The organism is Clostridium sp. 10cd*, from assembly GCF_044336395.1.
GTDB classification, from domain to species: Bacteria; Bacillota_I; Bacilli_A; order Erysipelotrichales; family Erysipelotrichaceae; genus Clostridium_AQ; species Clostridium_AQ innocuum.
In genome coordinates this window covers 504,244-523,381 of record NZ_CP172347.1, presented here as the reverse complement: position 1 = coordinate 523,381, position 19,138 = coordinate 504,244, and the positions used below count along the sequence as shown (strand labels likewise).

Below are 19,138 nucleotides of genomic sequence, written 5' to 3'. Positions count from 1 at the left end.
TCACTTGAAAACAATCCGTGCATAAAGTATATGGCTATTTTAAAATAAGATGACAGCACTGCTCATTCAAAAACCTGTTCACAGCCGCCTTTGTGGGTATGGATGTCTGTCCTCCCAGAGTCTGCACAGAAATCGCACTGGTTGCGGAAGCAATTATCAATGCATCCTGCAGCGGATAGCTCTTATGAATACAGTATGTAAACGCGCCATGGAAGATATCGCCCGCTCCGGTCGTATCCACTGCCGATACGTTGAAGGCCTCTATATGGTGTATCCCCTGCGTATCCTCATACAATAATCCCTGATCTCCCAGAGTTACAACGATATGTCCCGCATTCAGTGCATGCAGGGCATCAAAGGTCTGTCTCCAGCTGTTTTCATCCTGTATGGACACCTCGATATTGCTGAACTGTCTTGCATAATCCTGAGAACAGACGAGATAGGTCACCTTTTGGGCAAGTACGCTTGTTTCCTCGTGAAAGGTTCCGGCATCCATTATACTGTCAATATCCGGATAACGGCTGAGTGCCTCCAATGACGCCTGCAGCTCATGACCGTCCAGTAAGAGAATTTCTGCCTGCTCTGGGTAATGGAACTCCAGCTTTCGCTGTATACCGGGACAGTTGAATATGGTACGATACCCGTTAAAGGAATTGGCGATAATAGCACTTACCGGTGTTGAAAAGCTTTCATCCTCCATAAGGTATGCTGTATCAACCCCTGCTTCCTTTAAAACTCTTCGGATTTCCGCACCGTAGAAATCTTTGCCACATCTGGAAATCAATACGGTTTCTGCATTCCATAGGGCACATAAATATGCCGCATTTGCCGCCGGTGCGCCAATACAGGAGAATGGCTCCATAATCCGATATTTCTGATTTTCTATCAATGGCTCCTGTATGGGAAATGTTAAATCATAGGCACACTGACCAATACATATGATACTCATCGCTGTATCCTCCTTCTAACGATACCTCATTGTAATGCTATAACCATGATATCATAATCATGCCGCTTTACAAGTACAGCGGGTTGAATTGCCATTCATCTTTATGAGGAAAAAGGTATTTCCCTGATAAGATTTATCATTTGAAAAAACACCTGTGTTTTTTTTCATGAACGCAAGGTGTTTAAGTCTTTATGAGTCAAAGGATGCGATGACCTTTAAAAAGGCTTCTCCGTACTTATCATATTTCACTTCACCGACACCGCTGACTCCCAGCATTTCTTCTCTTGAATGCGGTGCTTTCGCACACATATCATGCAGTGTCTTATCGGAGAAAACCATGTACGGAGGAACATGGGCTTTTCGTGCCAGCTGGGAACGGCAGATTCTCAGCAATTCAAACAGCCGGTTATCGCCACTATCTGTCTGTACCACAGGGGTCTGCACCTGCTTCTCCTTGACAATTTTCATTATCAGCGGACCATCTGTAGGAAGCAGCTCCTCCTGATGAATCGACAGTACCGAATAGCCGTCCTCACTCTGTTTCAGGATACCCTGAAATTGCAGATGCTGAAGGATTTCATAAAGATGATTGCGTGAACTGTCCTTCAACGAACCATAAGCCGGATTTCTATCCAGATGATAGCTTTTGATTTTGGCGTTCGCACTGCCCTTAACAATATCTACAATCATCGTTTTCCCGAAGCGTTCTCCGCTGTGACGGATACATTCCACAAGACGGGATGCTTCCATACGGATATCACATTCCTCATATTGTGTCAGACAGTTTGAGCAGCTGCCGCAGAAGCCATCACTTTCCTCACCGAAGTATTTTAACATGTAATGACGAAGACAGCTGGGAATCGTACAATAGAAGGTCATGGATTTCAACCGTTCCTTTTCCTTTTGCTGCAGCTCCATGCGAACAGCCTCTTCCATATCCTCATGACCGCTTCCCTGTTCAATCAAAAACTGATTCAAACGGACATCCTTGCCGCTGTACAGCAAGATACAATCTGCCTGTTCCCCGTCACGCCCGGCTCTTCCCGCCTCCTGATAATAGCTTTCCATATTTTTAGGCATATTGAAATGAACGACAAACCGCACATTGGATTTATCAATCCCCATTCCAAACGCATTGGTTGCGACCATGATGGTTTTTCTGTCATAGATGAAATCATCCTGATTATTCATACGCTCTGCATCGCTCAGACCGGCATGATAGCGTGTTGCCGCAAAGCCATCGGCGCATAGTCGATCACAGACCTCCTCCACTGTTTTTCTTGACAGACAGTAGACAATGCCCGCATCCTCCGTATGCTGTTTTACATAATGCAGAAGTGCCTGGTATTTATCCTTCGGCTTTTCCACAGCAAAGTACAAATTCTTACGATCAAAGCCTGTCGTTATGGTATAAGGGTCCTTCATATCCAGCAGCTGAAGAATATCTTCCTTTACCTGTGTGGTTGCCGTCGCAGTAAATGCAGAAACAATCGGTCGCTGCGGCATTTCCTTTAAGAATTCCCGAATATGTAAATAATGCGGTCGAAAATCCTGCCCCCACTGGCTGACACAGTGCGCCTCATCCACACATACCATGGAGATTTTCATCTCTTTTGCAAAGCTTAAAAATTCATCGCTCATCAGTCTTTCCGGAGCTACATATATGATCTTATAGGTATATCCGCGAGCGAGAGAAAGTGCCTTGCGATACTGGGCATAGGATAGGGAGCTGTTTAAATACGCTGCACGAATACCAGCTTCGTTTAAGGTTCCCACCTGATCCTTCATCAGAGAAATCAAAGGAGAGATAACCAGTGTGATTCCCTCCAGCATCACGGCCGGAACCTGATAGCAGATAGATTTACCTGCCCCGGTTGGCATGATTCCCAACACATCATGGCGCTCCAGAATATTTGTTATCAGCTCCTGCTGACCTTCCCGAAAGCTTTCATAACCGAAATATTTTTTTAAAACCTCATAATCCTTCATCATTTCACATCCCCACAGCTCGTCCTGTTTATTTAACCAACAGTCTGCTGCCTATTATAGTAACATTAAGTTACGTAATAATTCAATGAATACAGCTCTCCATTTATATAACTGATCGTATACTCCAAAGGAATCTCTCTATCGTCATAGGATATATTTTCCATAACGAGTGCTGTTGCCTCATCCTCCTGAAAAAGCTGCTGTGCATAAGCTCCATTTAGTTTCTGTGTGAGAACCTTTTGACAAACGTGATGTATATGCAATTGATAATTCCTCTTCAAAATATCATACAGCGATTGCTCCTCAAAGGTAATCTGCAGCAGATTTGGAAACATAAACGCATTGAGATGTGCCTTCTCAATCAAAATCGGCGTATCATTAGCATAACGTAGTCGAATGATGATATACACAAAGTCCCCTTCCTTCATATGCAGTTTTTTTGCGATTTTCTCATCTGCCTTTTCCATTGCAATTTTCAATAGATCTGACCGTGTACGATAGCCTGCCATCTGCATGGTTTCTTTCCAGCCATGTATGGTCTGCATGTTTTTCTCAATGCTGAACGTACTTACAAAAGTTCCCTTTCCTTTTTTCTTATGCAAAATACCTTTTGTTTGCAATATGTCAAATGCCTTTCTTACCGTCATACGACTTGTATGAAATTTCTCACAGAAGTCCTCCTCACTCGGTATCATCATTACCTCTGCATAAATTCCATCTTCAATGTTATTCATAATATACTGCTCAATTTGTCGATAGATTGGTATTTTATTCTCCATACGTTCATCTCCTGTTAATGTACAGACATTCTAACATAACATTTGCACAATTTCCATTCTTTGGAAGAACAGATACAAACAACCCTGCATTCATTCCATTAAGGAGCTTTTGTGCAGGGTTGTTCATGTATGTTACAGAATATCTACTCAGGCAACAATCAGCAGCTCACTTAAACCACCAACAATTGCAATCAGAATGAAAATGATGAAAACCGTCGTAATCTTCATGTTCTTTTTATCCAGCAGAATCCAAGCCAATAGTGTCAGTCCCAATGGAAGCAGTCCGGGCATAATACTGTCGAGAATCCCCTGCAGACTGAATAGCATATCTCCACTGCGATAGGACCAGCCGGATACCGCACTGACATACTGGGCCGATATAGCACCTACTACAATCAGACCTACTATATTTGCCGCTCTTGTGATGATATCCTTACGTCCGCCGACAAACAGCACATCAGCAGCATTGATACCAAGCTTATAGCCTCTTGAAAATAATAGCCAGGTTCCGGGAATGATAATGCCAAGCCAGGCAACACAGTAGAACAGCGGTCCGGCAATACTGCCTGTGGATGCGGATAATCCCATGGCAATCGAACATAAAATAGGGCGCAGGGTTCCACCTATTAAGGAATCTCCCATACCGGCAAAGGGTCCCATCAATGCTGTTTTCGTACTTTGTATCAATTCATCCGGTATTTCCTCACCTACAGCACGCTTTTCCTCCATTCCCAAAATCACGCCTGGAATAATAGAGCCGAAAGCTTCCTCCGTATTGAAAAACTGAGTATGTCTGTCCAACAGCTTCTGCTGTTCTTCCTTGGAATCATATAGCTTCTCGGATACAAGACCAAACATGCGGACAAATGCCGGAGCCATCATTCGTTCCATATTCTGACAGCCCAATGCAAATGTTATCCAGTTCACATAACATTTTCGTACATCTTTCTTTGATAAAATTGTCATACTTTTCACCTTCCCTAAGACTGTTTCACGCAGCGCAGATAGTCAAGATATGCAATAAATGCTGCCAGCACCGTGATTGCCACTATCGGCATTTTCAATACTGCCATCATAATGAACCCAACAAGAACATACAGTAATTCGATATTCTTTTTTAAAGTGAATTTAATCAACAATGCAAAGCCAACCGCCGGCAGAATACCACCAAGCACCTGGAATATAACACCCAGCTGATCCGGGATCAATGCAATCATTTTTGGAACATAATCTGCCCCGAAATAGCAGGCAAGGAAAATTGGAATAAAGCGGACGACAAATTGTGAAATATTGGAATAAATCGGAATTCTTGTTGCCTGCTTCAGCTTACCTTCCTCGATCCAGCGATCCTGCAAATGGACAAAGACTGCATTAAAGGTCGCAACACTATATACAGCCGCTACCCCAAGAAGACTCAGCGGTACAGAGATTCCCACTGCATATTCCGGAGATGCATTTGATACCAGCGCCAGCGGTATACCTATATAGGATGCAAAATTCACATCTCCCGGCACCGACATTCCCGGCGTTACCAGTCCCACATAAAGCGCCTGTATTGCTGCTCCAATTAAAACACCATTCTTAACATCCCCCAAAATCAGACCGATCAGAGCCCCTGCAACAATCGGGCGGCCAATCATATTCCATCCGCCAACTGTCCCCAACAGAAAGGTTCCATAAATGGAGCCCAGATACCCAAGTAACGCGATTAGTAAAGCTTGTAGTAAAGTCATAGTCCTATTCTCCTTTCACTAAAATGCTTCTTTCCATTCCATTTCTTTTTCACCCGGAACCTGTTGGAAATAAACACGTATTCCCATGGCATGCAGTTCTTCACACGCCGCTGCTTCACTATCCAGCAGGTAAGAAAAGTAAGTAGCCTTTTTCGTTCCCTTTCGATTGCTCATCGGCCCGATATTCAAAGCCTTCGGCAGCACGGTACAGTTCTTCTGAAGCTCCAAAGCGATGATCGGATCCTTTACCAAAACCAGTGTACGCTCACTACTCTTTTCCGCCTGTTCAATTAAAGCAATCGCCGATTGTGCAGATGCCACATCCAGATGTACATTCGGAGGTACAGACATCTTGTAAATATTGCTCATGACCGGATTGGATGCAGTGAATGCATCAACCAAAATAATATAATCAATTTTGTAATCATTCAGAACCTTTACGATACATTGTCCGTGAATCAAACGGTCATCACACCGTAATACAGTGATTCCCATACTTCATTTCTCCTTTCAAAAGATTAGATGATATCACTTTGTTCAATCCAGCGATAATCGGTTTTGCTCACTGCCTGCAAACTGTCTCTCATGTCTTGCAGTGATATACTTTCCCGTTTTACTGCAAAATCCAGTAACAGCGCTAAATTGACACCACACACAACATGACAGCCGGTCTGAGCACTTAGCACACTTGCCGCATGGAAGGGCGTAGCCCCAAACAGATCCGTAAAGATAACAAGCTCCTCTCCCTCCATGGCAGCGGCAGCTTTTTGAAGACGCTCAATCAGTATCTCCAGACCATCTCCTTCCCGCAAGGAAACTGCTAACAGATTTTCCTGTTTGCCGGCAATCATTTCAACAGCCTCCAGAAATCCATTTGCCAGTCCGGCGTGCGTGGCTATAATTCCTCCTATCATAAATCCTCCTTTCTGTTCGTTATTCGTTCTCTATTTCCTTTAGTAATGTATCCAGCCGTCTTAATCCTTCCTGTAACAGCGGTCTTGGACAGGCAAAGTTCAAACGCTCATATGCAGCGCAGGAAGAACTGAATTCTGCACCATGATTCAAAATCAAACCTGCTTCATTCAGCAGCCTTTCATGTATATCGGCATGGAATTTCATCCAGTAAAAATATGTTCCCTGCGGCTGAAATGCAACTATCTGATCAGCATGACGCTTCACGAAGGCAGTTATAAGGTTTCTGTTGTCCTTCAGGTATGTAAGCAGCGCCTGCTGCCAGTCATTGGATTTCAAATACGCTGCCTTCACCGCCTCCATGGCAAAGATATTGATACTGCTGATTCCAATGAGTGAACAATAATCTTTTAGCTTTTTTTTCATTGATTCGTTTTTCACAAGAATTGCAGATACTTTCAAGCCTGCAAGATTGAAGGATTTGGTCGGTGATACGCAGGCAATCGTATGCTGCCGTGCGTAGGTGCTTACCTTCATAATCGGTATAAATTTTGCTTCATAAACAAAATCACTATGAATTTCATCTGAGATGATGAGCAAATGATATTTCTCACAGATTTCGGAAAGCCGCTTCAATTCCTCATATCTGAAAACACGTCCGCTGGGATTATGCGGATTGCACAGGATCAAGGCCTTTACAGTATCATCTTTTTTCAATCGATTTTCCAACTGTTCGAAATCAATTTCATACTGTTGATCATGTACACACATATCCACTTGTATCACCCTTCTGTCGCTGTTTTCCACACACGTTACAAACGGGTGATAGCAAGGCATCAGCAATAGAATACCGTCCTTCGGATTTGTAAACAGATGTATGGCAGCGGCAATGGAATACATGACACCGGTGGATAACATAACATCATCTGCGGTTATATCATAAGCATATTGTTTTTGAAAGCGTTCTGCGAACACTTCATAGTACAGTCTGCCTCGATCACTATAGCCGTAAATAGGATGAGAAGCACGTTTCATCAATGCTTCTTTTATTTCATCCGAGGCAGGCAGATCCATGTCTGCCAGCCACATAGGCAGAAGATCATCGCGTTGCAGTTTATCCTGATAACGATCCCATTTTGTAGACTCTGTATGTCTTCTATCTATCAGCTCATCAAATGTATACATATCATCATCTCTCTCATTTTTTCATTTGATCAATCAAATAAGCTGTGGTTTTCATAGGATTCGTTATGGCACTGCCCATTGTAACCATATCAGCTCCTGCCGCCCATACATCACGAAGCTGTTTACTATCCCATATTTTACCCTCTCCATTCACCAGACAGCTCGTCCTGCTTTTCAATTCTCGAATCAGCTGAATATCCGGTCCGCCCAGGTTGTTATGCATCGTATCTCTTGTATAGCCGCTTAATGTAGAGGAAAGGATGTCAAATCCTGCTTTTTCACAGATGATGCCTTCCTCAACCGTAGCCAGATCCGCCATCAATACGATATCGGGATATGCGGCTTTCAATCTTTGTACAAGCTCAGTTAATTCTTTCTCATTTCTACCCCGCAAGGTACCATCCAGTGCGACAACATCACATCCTGCCTCAATAACAGCTACAGCTGATTCATAATTCGGTGTGATAAAGACACTGTCATAAAAATCCGTGTCCGCTGATGGCATGACTTTATTGATTCCTATCAGCGGTGCATCTGTAAGTGCACGTATGGCTCTTACATTTTCAGGCCAGCATGCCCGGATCCCTTTGGCTCCGCCTGCCAGCACACATTTTGCCATCGTGACCATATTTTCTGTGCCATACAATGGATTATCTTCGTATGCCTGACAAGAAACGATTAATTGTCCCTTCAGGCGCTGTAGAATTTCCCGTTTTGTCATAGGCGCGCCTTTTTATACATTCTTGTATATTTCTCGAAATATTCATCATTGACATGCTCAGTGCCTTCGCTATTCAAGCTTACAAATACAGGTGGTGTTACTCCTTTTTCTTTTATATAATAGGCACACTGAACACTGATTGCCTGTGCGATAAAGGTATTGGCCATAGATGAAGTCGGGCACACCGCAGCAGCTACCCCCTCCATCTGTACTGCACAATCTCCGGGCACACCACAGTTATCAATCACGATATCTGCAATATCCATCAGCATTTTTCCACTTTCATGACGGGATGAAACAGCGTTTGAATGTGCAATATTGGTGATTGCAATGACAGAAGCTCCTCGTTTCCTTGCTTCGATTGCCATTTCTATAGGGTAGGCATTTCTTCCGGAATTGGATGCGATCAATACGACATCCCCTTCCTCTATATCATACAAATCAGCCAGTATAGCCGCATAACCGCTCAGTCTTTCCAAAAACGAGCTTTTTGTAGGATGCTCTGTCATCGTCAGCTCACTAGTCATAATGGGAACTACAAATGCGAGACCTCCTGCACGTCCATAGAATTCTTCACAAAGTGTATGGGAATGACCGCTTCCTGTAACGTAAAACGTTTTGTGTGCCAGAAAGCAATCTGCAATCAGCTTTGCCGCCTGGTCAAGCTGTTCCTGCTGGGTTTCCCTTACCTTGTTTAATACATCAAATCCAGTCTCAAATACTTTATTTATCATTTTTTCCTCCTTAACATGTATATACATGTAATAACCGTAAAATTTTTTATCATTGCGGGCAATGGTTGAGAATGTGCATATAGAAAGCCTTATAATCATGGTTGCTGTTGAACGCATGTCTTGGTATCAATATGCTGGATCCGTCATAGAGTGTCAGCAGCAGAAGCTTTTTGAAATATAAGAAATGTGTAATTTCCTCATACGGATAAGAATGTTGCTTTTTTCCTGTGTGTATCAGCAATGACTCTTTGGCTGAAACTATCTCGATTCTCTCATAAGTTATTTCTTTATGTTCTTTTAATATCTGCTTTAATAGTATATGATTCATAAACGTATCGCAAAAAGCCAGCCATAAAAAACAAATTACCAGAACCAGAGATATCGCTGCCGGATGTTTCAACTGAAATGCCGGAATACTAGCAAGCAGCATAATTGCGACCATCCATCGCAGCACCGTTTTCCTCCGCTTTACATCTGCATTCTCCAAACTTCTATACAGCGTAAAGCGTGCAGCATCGCGATAATCTAATTCATAGGATATCTGCATACGCACACCCTCCTTTATGGAGTTTTCTCCATAATGTTTTATTATTTTGATCTTTAACTCCACATCCATATGATACCACGGATGTATATACATGTAAATAGTAAACTAACACTATTTTCTATTTTTTATACAAAACTTGTAACCGCTATAATAATAAAAGTATGGCAAATGCGTATCAGATGATACAAAGCATTGTTGTGTCCTGCCCCTATATGTTTTTTCTCAACCTCAACATAAAAAAACAATACGACCATATAGACAGTCGTACTGTTCTTTATAACTGATTTATCATGAAAACTATTTTGACAATAAAGCCCGAAATGAATTTATCTCTAAGATTCATCTCTTGTTTTGCCATAGATAACTCTAGCAATATTTTCCCTGGCAATACGGACACTTCCGGCATTATGCAATCCATATCCACTGGTAAGTATATCAAGAATAAACAGCTGTGAGACCATGGATGAGAAGGTTCCTGCATTCATTAAATTCACTTTTCCATAGCTGATAATTACGCAATCTGACAATTTGGCAAGCGTCGATGTTATGTGATTGGTTATCGTTATTATTTTGCAGCCTGTTTTTATTGCTACTTCAGCCGCTTCAATCAAATCCTTGGTTTCACCGGATACCGATACAATGATAATCAAATTCTTTTCATTACAAAGACTCGCCTGCATTAACTGTCGATGTGAATCCGTCACTGCCTTTGTCTGTTTACCGAATCGAAAAAGTCTTGATTCGCCCATGGAAGCCGCAAGACCGCTTGTACCGATACCGAAAAAATAGATATATTCAGCTTCCTCAATCAACTGTATTGCATGATTGATTTCTTCCTGCTGAATCATGGAATCCGTTATCTGAATTGTTTGTATCAGATTATTCTTTATACATTCGTGCTTATCTGTCTCCTGCTGCTTTCCGTCATCGTCGATTGCCAATAAAAATTTCAATTCCTGAAATCCTTTCAGCTTCATTTTCCGACAGAATCGTACAATTGTCGCTTCTCCCACGTTCAGCATAACGGCAAGCTCGGACAGCGTTAAATCAATAACCTTGGAATTACTCTCGATTATGAAATCCGCTATTCGCTTCTCTGATTTTGTGAAGGATGGATAATATGACTCAATAATGCCTAATGTTTGCATGAACCTCACCTCTATTATATTCTTTCATGTCTATCTGCTTTCATTATACATGAAAACAATGTAATTTCACGAAAAAACAGACGTGTTCCATACCTTTCTATCCTGCATACCCTTTCTCAATCAGATATTTTCGTACATCACTGATAAAATACAGAGATCCTGTAATAACAAGAGGCTTCGCTTTTTGTAATGCATATGGAATCGCCCGCTCATAGCTCTCCATCAGATGAATATGCTTTCTACCCTCCAGCAGTCTCACATCCAATGCACGTTCATTGTAAAAGGGCACAACGAGGATTTCTCCACATACTGTTTCCAGCTCCTGCAGCATCGCTTCGAAATTCTTATCCTTCAACACAGAAAACAGTACCTGCACATCCTCCATCTGCTTCAGCGTTTCACACAGGGCATGAATACCATCCGCATTATGTGCGCCGTCCAAAATGATGAGAGGCTCCTTTGAAATTGTTTCAAACCGTCCGATCCAGACAGCCTGATGCAGACCTGTTCGCAGCTGTGCTTCTGTAAGCCGGATATGCCCCTGTCTTTGCAGATATAAGCATACCTCTATCGCAAGGGCAGCATTTCGACACTGATACCTTGCTTTTCCAAATAAGGCAACATCCTTTACATTCCCATAATCAAAGGACAACCCGTCAGCTGTTTCCTGTATATTTGAAATTTCCCCTGCCTTTATACATTGTGCATGAGCCGAAGCGGTATGCTTCTGAAACACCTGCAGACAGCACTCCTTATCCTCTGCAGTGATCAAGTCAATACCTTCCTTCACAATTCCAGCCTTTTCTTTTGCAATTTTTTCCAGAGTATCACCGAGAAATTCCATGTGATCCATTCCGATATTCGTAATCACCGACACGAGCGGCTGCAGGATGTTGGTTGCATCCTTTCGACCGCCAAGTCCTGTTTCAAACACGCAGAAATCCACTTGTTCCTCCAGGTAATAGAAGACCGCAATGCACATATCGATTTCAAACATACTGAGGTCCCATTCCATCCAGCTGTCGTAATACCGATTGGTGATTCCAAGAAACGCTTCCTCCCTTATATCCTGATTATTAATCCGAATACGATCCAGATGGGTAATCATAAAAGGAGATGTGAAGCTTCCTACCTTGTAGCCGGCTGCCTGCAGGATACTGCGGATATCATTTGTCGTGCTGCCCTTGCCATTCGTTCCGGCGATATGAATGCTTCGTAAACGATTCTGCGGATTTCCAAGTGATGCCATATACTGCTTAAAATGGTCAAGTCCATAGCCTCGATTTTTTCTTTGTTCAATGATGGCAATCACATCCTCTGCTTTCTGAAATCTCATTCACTCAGCCTCCAGTCGATAGGAGTTCTTCCCATTTCCTCTAAATATCTGTTCACAGTGGAAAACGGCCGGCTGCCAAAAAAGCCTCTGGATGCGGATAACGGGGATGGATGTGCAGACATCAGGATGCGATGCTGTCTACCGGTAATCAGCTCTGCTTTTTTCTGTGCATGGCTCCCCCACAGTACGAAAACTATTCCCTTTTCCTGCTCATTCAAAGCTGAAATAACCGTATCCGTAAAGGTTTCCCAGCCCTTTTTCTTATGTGATGCCGCCTGTCCTTCCCGTACGCTCATAACCGTATTCATCAGAAAAACACCCTGCTTCGTCCAGTCTGTCAAGCATCCGTGAGACGGTGCATCAATATTCATATCACTCTTTAATTCCTTGTAAATATTCTTCAGGCTGCGTGGTATTTGTACGCCCTTTCGAACAGAAAAACAAAGTCCGTGCGCCTGATCTGGCTGATGATATGGATCCTGTCCGAGTATCACCACCTTCACTGCTTCAAAGGGGCAGCTTGTGAAGCAGGTGAATAAATCCTCCCTTGGAGGATAGATTGTCCTATGTGCATATTCCTCATCCAGAAACTGCATCAGCTTCCGGTAATATTCCTTTTGTTCTTCCTGCTGGAAGAGTTCCTTCCATTGCTTCATGTTTTATCACTTCCTCAAACGGTATAATCATATCATAATTAAAGGAGAGGTAACAGTACCATTCCTTTGATAAAATTCTGAAACGATATAAAAGCCGAAACTGTAAAAAAAGAAAACCATATCCTTTATAAAGCATGATTCTCTTAGAAAGATGTACACAGAATGATAAAAGGGATACCTTCAGATTGCCTCGATTCACAGATGAAGTTCACAAATCTTGAGGCACAGCATAAGGATAACCCGGACTACCCACTGGTTAGTCGAGCCATCTACTATTGCAGCAGGCTTCTATCAAAGCAGAAGAATGCACCAGATGGATTTCAGCATTCTGATTATGATAAGATTAAAAAAGTGTATTCTATTTGGATCTGTATCCAGCATGCTGGGCTAAAGGATGATGCGACCAATGTATACTCCTTTGTTGAAATCTTCAAAAAAGACTCTTCCATCGAATGAATAAGACACCATTCCTATGAGACAGAAAAGATTACACATGGCCGATATACCAATGCGATGTATACATCCATAAACAGGAACCGGAGAAACTGTATATCTTGTACAATGACTGTTTATTTTCATATAAAAGAAAGTCTATGAATAGTTGTGGATTCAGCTTTTTTCCAAGCAATTCCCAACCGCCATGACTTTCCTTTTTAACAATTCTATTATTTTAAATCACTTCTTTTATCAATATCCCGTACCTCATCCACATCGCATGGCACAGCGATGACCTTTTCCCTGTATTTTTTCAAAATCTGTTTTCCACCCTGTTCATCCGACAAGGCTAACAGCTCCTTGTAATATTTCCTGGGGAATACAGCGGGATTTCTTAAAATACCTTGACAGGTAACACAGATAATATGTTCTCCATCTGCCAGCTCCAGCAGCTTCTTAAATGTATGTAAGCGCAGATACGGCTGATCCGCAACACACAGCATTGCCTGATCAGCAGTACTTCTTTCAATTCCAAGTCGTATGGAAAACGATTGTCCTTTTCGGGCCTGCGTATTGAAAACCACAACTGCGTTATAGTCCCTTGCCAGCTTTTCAACTTCTTCATACTGTGTTACCACGATGAGAGAATGCGGATTTAAAGTCGAAAGCTTTTGCAGTGTATGTGCAATCAGCGGCATCCCGTCCAGCTCATACAACAGCTTATTTCCCTGAAACCTGCGCGAATATCCGGAGGCTAACAGAATGAGGTCAGTCTTCATCCTTCTTTAGTAAAACCTTTTCTGCCGTGATCGGCAATGTGCGAACCTGCACACCGCTTGCATGTGCTACAGCCGACGCAATTGCCGGTGCCGGTGTGTTGATAACAACCTCGCCGATGGATTTCGCCCCGAACGGACCATTATCCTCGTAGCTGCTTTCAAAATCAACCCGTATTGTACCGACATCCTGCCGTGACGGGATTTTATATTGCAGAAAGGAATTGTTGCGCATCCTGCCCTTACAGGAGTACGTGATATCCTCATAGAGCGCCATACCGATTCCCTGAGCAATACCACCCTCTGTCTGAATTCTGGCAAGATTGGGATTGATAACCGTCCCGCAGTCCACAACAGCCGCATAATCCACCAGCGTAATCTCACCCGTGAGCTTATCTACATCCACCTCTGCGATTCCTGCCATAAACGGAGGAGGAGAAGTCGGTGAACAGTGGGATGCACTAGCTATCAGACACGCACCCTTGCCGCCCGCAAAACAGCGGTTCGCAAACTCTGCCAGTGTGATTTCTTTGTCATCCTCCACTGCACGAAGCATACTTCCATCAAATGTGATATGCTCCTCTTCCACGTCCAGAAGGACTGCCGCCTCATGCAGAATCTGTTTCTTTAACTCCTCACACGTTTTCACAACTGCCATGCCGGTTACATAGGTCGTTGCGGAAGCATAGGAGCCGGTATCGTATGGAGATGCGTCTGTATCCACAGACTGTGTTATGATATTATCCACATCACAGTCCAGACATTCCGCAGCCATCTGCGCCAAAATCGTATCACATCCGGTACCCATATCCGTTGCGCCGATCGACAAGGTGTAAAATCCGTCATCCTGCAGCTTGATCACGGTTGATGCGATATCCACGTTGGCAATACCGCTTCCTTGCATGGACAAAGCTACACCTAGACCACGCACCTTATCTCCCATGTCACGGCACAGTGCCTTCTCCTTCCAACCAATCATATCCATAGCCTTCCTGAGACAGCGATCCAGTGCACAGCTGTTTAAATGCTCGCCATAATACTGCTTCATAACTTCATCTTCCTGCACCATATTCTTCAAACGCAGCTCACATGGATCAATATGCAGGGTATCCGCCAGTTCATTCACTGCAGATTCTACTGCAAACTGTCCCTGCGTAGCGCCATAGCCGCGGTATGCACCTGCTGTCATTGTATTTGTATAAACGACATCCGAAACAAAGCGGCTTGCCTTTACATGATTATAAATCGGAAGTGACTTATGTCCGCTTAAACCGACAGTCGTTGACCCATGCTCTCCATAGGCACCTGTATTGGACAGGGTGTACAAATCGATTGCACGGATTTCCCCATCCTTCATGGCACCGATTTTCACATGCATCTTCATTTCATGGCGGGAGTTGCTCGCCATAAAGGTTTCCTCTCTGGTATACACAAGCTTGCACGGCTTCTTCAGCTTCCATGTCACAAAGGCTGTAAAGATTTCGGTACAGCCTGTCTGCTTGGCGCCAAACCCTCCGCCGATTCGCGGCTTGATCACCTTGATCTGTGATTTTGGTAGCTCCAGCGCATTGGCAACCATGCGCCGGATATGGAAAGGCACCTGTGTGGAGCTGACCACATTCAAGCGGTCAAAGGTATCCATATAGGCATAGGAGCGAAAGGTTTCCATCATCGCCTGTGCATTGGCTTTTGTATGATACTCACGTTCCAAAACAACATCGCATTCCGCAAACGCCTGATCGACATCACCAACGATGCTTTCATCATGAGAGTGCAGATTGCGCAGCCGTTCATTCCCGATTTCACACAGCAGCTTATAGTCCTCTTCCGCATGAACGATAACCGGATGGTCGAGTGCCTTTGTGAAATCCAGCACAGCATCATATACTTCATACTCAACACGAATCAGCTTCATCGCCTGCAGCGCACTCGCTTCATTCTTTGCGACAATGATGGCAACCTCATCACCGACATACCGTACAACCTCATCCAGTATCAGACGATCATATGGGGATGGCTCGGGATAGGTCTGCCCTGCCAGCGTGAATCTTGATGCAGGAACATCCTTATAGGTAAATATGGCTTCGACACCGGGAATGCGTTTCGCAGCACCGGTATCGATGGATTTGATTCTCGCATGCGCATGCGGTGAGCGAAGCAGCTTGATGACAAGACAGTCCGCAGGAGCCAGATCATCCGTATACACCGGCTTCCCGCTAAGCAGAGCATAGGCATCCTTCTTTATAACGGGCTGATTGATGTACTTCATGCGGCTTCCCCTCCTTTCAACAGCCAGGCTCTGATGGCACGAAGCTGTCCCATATAGCCGGTACAGCGACAAAGATTCCCTGCCAGCCAGTGCTTGATTTCCTCATCTGTCCAAGTCCTGTTTTCCTTTTTCATGGCAAGCACCTGCATCATCATTCCCGGTGAACAGAATCCACATTGCTCCGCCCCCTCTTTTGCCATAAAATCCGCAAATTCCTTTGCCTCTTTTTCCACACCCTCCAGCGTGGTAATGCGATGACCATCCGCGCGTCCCACAGGCACACTGCAGGACAGCACTGTTTTTTCATCCATCCATACGCTGCATAAGCCGCAGTTTGTCGTTTCACAGCCGCATTTCACACTCCTGTAGCCCTGTTCGCGCAGAAACTGCAGCAGCGTCTGCCCTGCAGGAACATCTGCCTGTATTCGTTTTCCATTTACGGTAATTGTTACATTCATGCGGCATCCTCCTTCAGCTGTTTCAAAAGACGCAGCGTTAATGCATAGATCAAAGCAGAACGATATTCTGCACTCCCCCGCATATTATCTTCACATTCCACACACGTCTGCATATGCTTTGCGATCATTTCCTGATCCTCACTCCAGGGCATGGTAAAACGCTGCGCACGTTTTGGGCGGGAGCCTGCGACAATACGCAGAGATTCCCCTGCTTTTGCGGCAGACATATTCAGAACCGGTAGATCCGTAGCACTTCTTCGCACACAGGCAAAGGCTGTGTTTACCGGCTCCTTTTTCAGCACGACATGCGTCAGAATATCCCGTTCATACGGCATGGCTGCATACTCCTGTAAGGAAATCCTTCCCTGTTTATGCAGAATCACCTCTGCATCCAGACAAAGCAATGCGCATAGTACATCAGAAAAGCCGAAGCGGGAATACAAGGAGCCTCCCAGCGTAGCAGTATTTCGAAACTGTACTCCTACGATATCCTTCAGTGCATCCGTTAACAGCGATCCGAATGCTTCTTGCAGACCTTCATGGGTTTCCAGTGCACGCAAAGAGGTCATAGCACCAATCGTGAAGCTGTCCTCATCTTCTTCAATCATATCCAGATGCAAATCACATAAATCAATAGCAACCGGAATCGTACGTTCCTGCATACGCAGCCACAGCATCCCAGCGATAATCTGATTCATTCGGTTTTTCTGCAGAAGCTCATATGCTTCATCGAGGCTCTTTGCCTTGCAGTATTGCTGAATCGTCAGCATAGTTATTCTCCTTCCATATAAGAGTAGGTTCACTCTTAGTTCCAATCACTGTAAAGGTATCCCCGTACAGTTCATTATAATACGTACAGCAGGCTGCCGTCATTTCCGGACGCGGCCCGCGTATATGTGCATACAGCTTTCCCTGATGCAGCAGCACAAGCTCATCCGCATACTGCAGGGCCAGGTTGGGATCATGCATACTGATCAGCATACTTCTTCCCTGAAGCTTCAGCCGCAGCATCTCCTGCAGAAACTGATGCTGGCGCCGATAATCCAGATAGGTACACGGCTCATCCATCACCATAAGGGCAGCATCCTGTAAAAAGGCTCTGGCAACATAGGTCATCTGCAATTCTCCACCGCTGATTTCCTGTAATAATTTTCCTTCAATATGGGACAGGTTCCAGTCCTTTAACAGTGCATGCACCTGCTCGTACTGTTTTTTCGAAGGCAGGGCAAACGGGGAGAGTGTACGTGCAAAGCCGCTTACGATACATTCCTCCACCGCAAGATCCTCTACGGTTTCCTTAATCTGGGGAACATAGCTGAACAAAGCGGCAAGCTGTCGCTGCTTCAGCGAATGTATATCGCTCTTTTCATGCAAGATACAGCCTTTATAGGAAATATATTGCAGAAGGGAACGAATCAGTGTTGTTTTCCCGCTGCCGTTCTCTCCCAGCAGCATAACGATGCGGCCCTTTGGTATCGCAAAGCTGATATCCTTTAAAATGTCTCTGCCCTGCAGCTGTACTGATAGATGTTGTATGGAAATCATAAATGCAGCCTTCCCTTCACAAATAGTACCACAAGTGCAAGAGCACCAAACAGACTGGTAAGTATGCTGATGGGTATTTCAATCGTCATAAGGGTCCGTGCCAGTGTATCGCACAGAAGCAGAAAGATCGCTCCGCTGACTGCTGTAATTCCCATCGTCTGTGAAATCGGCTTGCGACAGGCGATACGGATAATATGGGGTATCAGCAGAGAAACCCAGCTGACGATTCCCGCAACACTGATCACACTGGAAATCAGAAGGGTAGCCAGAAGCAGGGATACCCATCGTATGAGCTTCACATTGACGCCAAGGGTGGAGGCCTCTTCTCCAAATGAAAGCAGCTGTATCTGCCAGCGCAGCAGATACAAGCCACTCATTCCAAGTGTGCACAGCACAAGGGTAAGAAGGACGGCAGACCACGAGGCATCGGAGAACCCGCCCATCAGCCAGTATTCCATATTTGCCAGCTGCGTTGCAGGATCTGCATACAGCTTCATCATCATCATGAGAGAGGTCGCAACCGCCTGCAGAATCAATCCGGCAACCACCAGATTCAGGATTCTGTTCCCTCTGACGCGGGAGGCAAGCAGAAAGGTCAGAATAACCAGCAGCATACCTGTAAGAAAGGCACACAACTCGATAAACCAGGATTCCTGATAGAAAAGTATCGCAAACACCGCACCCAGAGAACAGCCGCTGCTTGCACCGATAACATCACCGCTAGCCAGAGGATTTCGGAAAATCGTCTGATAGACAACGCCGGATACCGCCAGTGCCGCACCGCTGATACTGACCAGAAGAATCCTTGGCATCCGCAGATTCCACACCAGTGACTGTGTCAGCTCATCACTGGAAAACAGCAGCGCCCTTGCGATATCCGAAAGGCTGCTGCCGTATCTGCCTGCGCACAGAGAACCCAGAGCCAGCACTGCCAGCAGCAGTCCAAGCCAGAATCTGCGTCTCATA

21 protein-coding genes are annotated in these 19,138 nt (G+C 44.5%); 1 reads left to right on the top strand and 20 read right to left on the bottom strand.

Annotated elements, in window-relative coordinates; all coding sequences use genetic code 11:
* Positions 1-34: 34 nt before the first annotated feature.
* The 14 genes from ACG3M1_RS02715 to ACG3M1_RS02650 form a co-directional block, all read right to left on the bottom strand.
* Positions 35-949 carry a carbohydrate kinase family protein gene (locus tag ACG3M1_RS02715; protein ID WP_008818381.1) on the bottom strand — a complete coding sequence of 305 codons (915 nt, stop codon included), beginning with the start codon at positions 947-949 and terminating at the stop codon, positions 35-37.
* Between the two features lie 189 nt (positions 950-1,138).
* A complete protein-coding gene (gene recQ / locus ACG3M1_RS02710; protein WP_395814919.1) occupies positions 1,139-2,941 on the bottom strand; it encodes a DNA helicase RecQ in 1,803 nt (600 codons plus the stop codon).
* Between the two features lie 62 nt (positions 2,942-3,003).
* Positions 3,004-3,717 (bottom strand): GntR family transcriptional regulator, encoded by a 714-nt coding sequence (locus ACG3M1_RS02705; protein ID WP_395814916.1) that lies wholly within the window; start codon positions 3,715-3,717, stop codon positions 3,004-3,006.
* A 147-nt stretch (positions 3,718-3,864) separates the two neighbouring features.
* Complete coding sequence (locus ACG3M1_RS02700) at positions 3,865-4,683, bottom strand: PTS system mannose/fructose/sorbose family transporter subunit IID (protein ID WP_395814913.1); 819 nt, start codon at positions 4,681-4,683, stop codon at positions 3,865-3,867.
* Between the two features lie 14 nt (positions 4,684-4,697).
* Complete coding sequence (locus ACG3M1_RS02695; RefSeq protein WP_002607132.1) at positions 4,698-5,450, bottom strand: PTS mannose/fructose/sorbose/N-acetylgalactosamine transporter subunit IIC; 753 nt, start codon at positions 5,448-5,450, stop codon at positions 4,698-4,700.
* 18 nt (positions 5,451-5,468) lie between these two features.
* Positions 5,469-5,945: a PTS system mannose/fructose/N-acetylgalactosamine-transporter subunit IIB gene (locus ACG3M1_RS02690; RefSeq protein WP_008818377.1), complete on the bottom strand. Its 477-nt coding sequence runs from the start codon at positions 5,943-5,945 to the stop codon at positions 5,469-5,471.
* Positions 5,946-5,968: 23 nt separating this feature from the next.
* On the bottom strand, positions 5,969-6,364 hold the full coding sequence (locus ACG3M1_RS02685) for a PTS sugar transporter subunit IIA (RefSeq protein ID WP_008818376.1): 396 nt from the start codon (positions 6,362-6,364) through the stop codon (positions 5,969-5,971).
* Positions 6,365-6,383: 19 nt separating this feature from the next.
* A complete protein-coding gene (locus ACG3M1_RS02680; RefSeq protein ID WP_009588168.1) occupies positions 6,384-7,547 on the bottom strand; it encodes a MalY/PatB family protein in 1,164 nt (387 codons plus the stop codon).
* 13 nt (positions 7,548-7,560) lie between these two features.
* Entirely contained in the window at positions 7,561-8,268 is a 708-nt protein-coding gene (locus ACG3M1_RS02675) for an N-acetylmannosamine-6-phosphate 2-epimerase (protein WP_002607128.1), read from the bottom strand.
* Positions 8,265-9,002 (bottom strand): sugar isomerase domain-containing protein, encoded by a 738-nt coding sequence (locus tag ACG3M1_RS02670; RefSeq protein ID WP_008818374.1) that lies wholly within the window; start codon positions 9,000-9,002, stop codon positions 8,265-8,267. Before ACG3M1_RS02670 ends, ACG3M1_RS02675 begins: the two co-directional genes overlap by 4 nt.
* Before the next feature lie 49 nt (positions 9,003-9,051).
* A complete protein-coding gene (locus ACG3M1_RS02665; protein ID WP_008818373.1) occupies positions 9,052-9,549 on the bottom strand; it encodes a YcxB family protein in 498 nt (165 codons plus the stop codon).
* Positions 9,550-9,881: 332 nt separating this feature from the next.
* Positions 9,882-10,697, bottom strand: a complete 816-nt coding sequence (locus ACG3M1_RS02660; RefSeq protein WP_002607125.1) for a MurR/RpiR family transcriptional regulator — start codon at positions 10,695-10,697, stop codon at positions 9,882-9,884.
* Between the two features lie 97 nt (positions 10,698-10,794).
* The gene (locus tag ACG3M1_RS02655; RefSeq protein ID WP_009588134.1) at positions 10,795-12,033 is read right to left on the bottom strand and encodes a bifunctional folylpolyglutamate synthase/dihydrofolate synthase; all 1,239 of its coding nucleotides are present in this window, start codon (positions 12,031-12,033) and stop codon (positions 10,795-10,797) included.
* Positions 12,030-12,689, bottom strand: coding sequence for a uracil-DNA glycosylase (locus tag ACG3M1_RS02650; protein ID WP_008818370.1), 660 nt, complete (start codon positions 12,687-12,689; stop codon positions 12,030-12,032). The genes ACG3M1_RS02655 and ACG3M1_RS02650 overlap by 4 nt, the downstream gene beginning before the upstream one ends.
* A 162-nt stretch (positions 12,690-12,851) precedes the next feature.
* On the opposite strand from ACG3M1_RS02650, the gene ACG3M1_RS02645 reads away from it, so the two are divergent.
* Positions 12,852-13,145, top strand: a complete 294-nt coding sequence (locus ACG3M1_RS02645) for an Rpn family recombination-promoting nuclease/putative transposase (protein WP_257322258.1) — start codon at positions 12,852-12,854, stop codon at positions 13,143-13,145.
* Positions 13,146-13,354: 209 nt separating this feature from the next.
* On the opposite strand, the gene ACG3M1_RS02640 is transcribed toward ACG3M1_RS02645, so the two are convergent.
* The 6 genes from ACG3M1_RS02640 to ACG3M1_RS02615 are packed head-to-tail and all read right to left on the bottom strand — an operon-like array spanning position 13,355 to position 19,137.
* On the bottom strand, positions 13,355-13,903 hold the full coding sequence (locus ACG3M1_RS02640; protein WP_009588142.1) for a nucleotidyltransferase family protein: 549 nt from the start codon (positions 13,901-13,903) through the stop codon (positions 13,355-13,357).
* On the bottom strand, positions 13,893-16,169 hold the full coding sequence (locus tag ACG3M1_RS02635; RefSeq protein WP_055200719.1) for a xanthine dehydrogenase family protein molybdopterin-binding subunit: 2,277 nt from the start codon (positions 16,167-16,169) through the stop codon (positions 13,893-13,895). The genes ACG3M1_RS02640 and ACG3M1_RS02635 overlap by 11 nt, the downstream gene beginning before the upstream one ends.
* A complete protein-coding gene (locus ACG3M1_RS02630; protein WP_002607119.1) occupies positions 16,166-16,627 on the bottom strand; it encodes a (2Fe-2S)-binding protein in 462 nt (153 codons plus the stop codon). Before ACG3M1_RS02630 ends, ACG3M1_RS02635 begins: the two co-directional genes overlap by 4 nt.
* Entirely contained in the window at positions 16,624-17,397 is a 774-nt protein-coding gene (locus ACG3M1_RS02625; RefSeq protein WP_008818367.1) for an FAD binding domain-containing protein, read from the bottom strand. Before ACG3M1_RS02625 ends, ACG3M1_RS02630 begins: the two co-directional genes overlap by 4 nt.
* Entirely contained in the window at positions 17,354-18,172 is an 819-nt protein-coding gene (locus tag ACG3M1_RS02620; protein WP_008818366.1) for an ABC transporter ATP-binding protein, read from the bottom strand. Before ACG3M1_RS02620 ends, ACG3M1_RS02625 begins: the two co-directional genes overlap by 44 nt.
* Positions 18,169-19,137 carry a FecCD family ABC transporter permease gene (locus ACG3M1_RS02615; RefSeq protein ID WP_009270269.1) on the bottom strand — a complete coding sequence of 323 codons (969 nt, stop codon included), beginning with the start codon at positions 19,135-19,137 and terminating at the stop codon, positions 18,169-18,171. The genes ACG3M1_RS02620 and ACG3M1_RS02615 overlap by 4 nt, the downstream gene beginning before the upstream one ends.
* Between the last annotated feature and the right edge of the window lies 1 nt (position 19,138).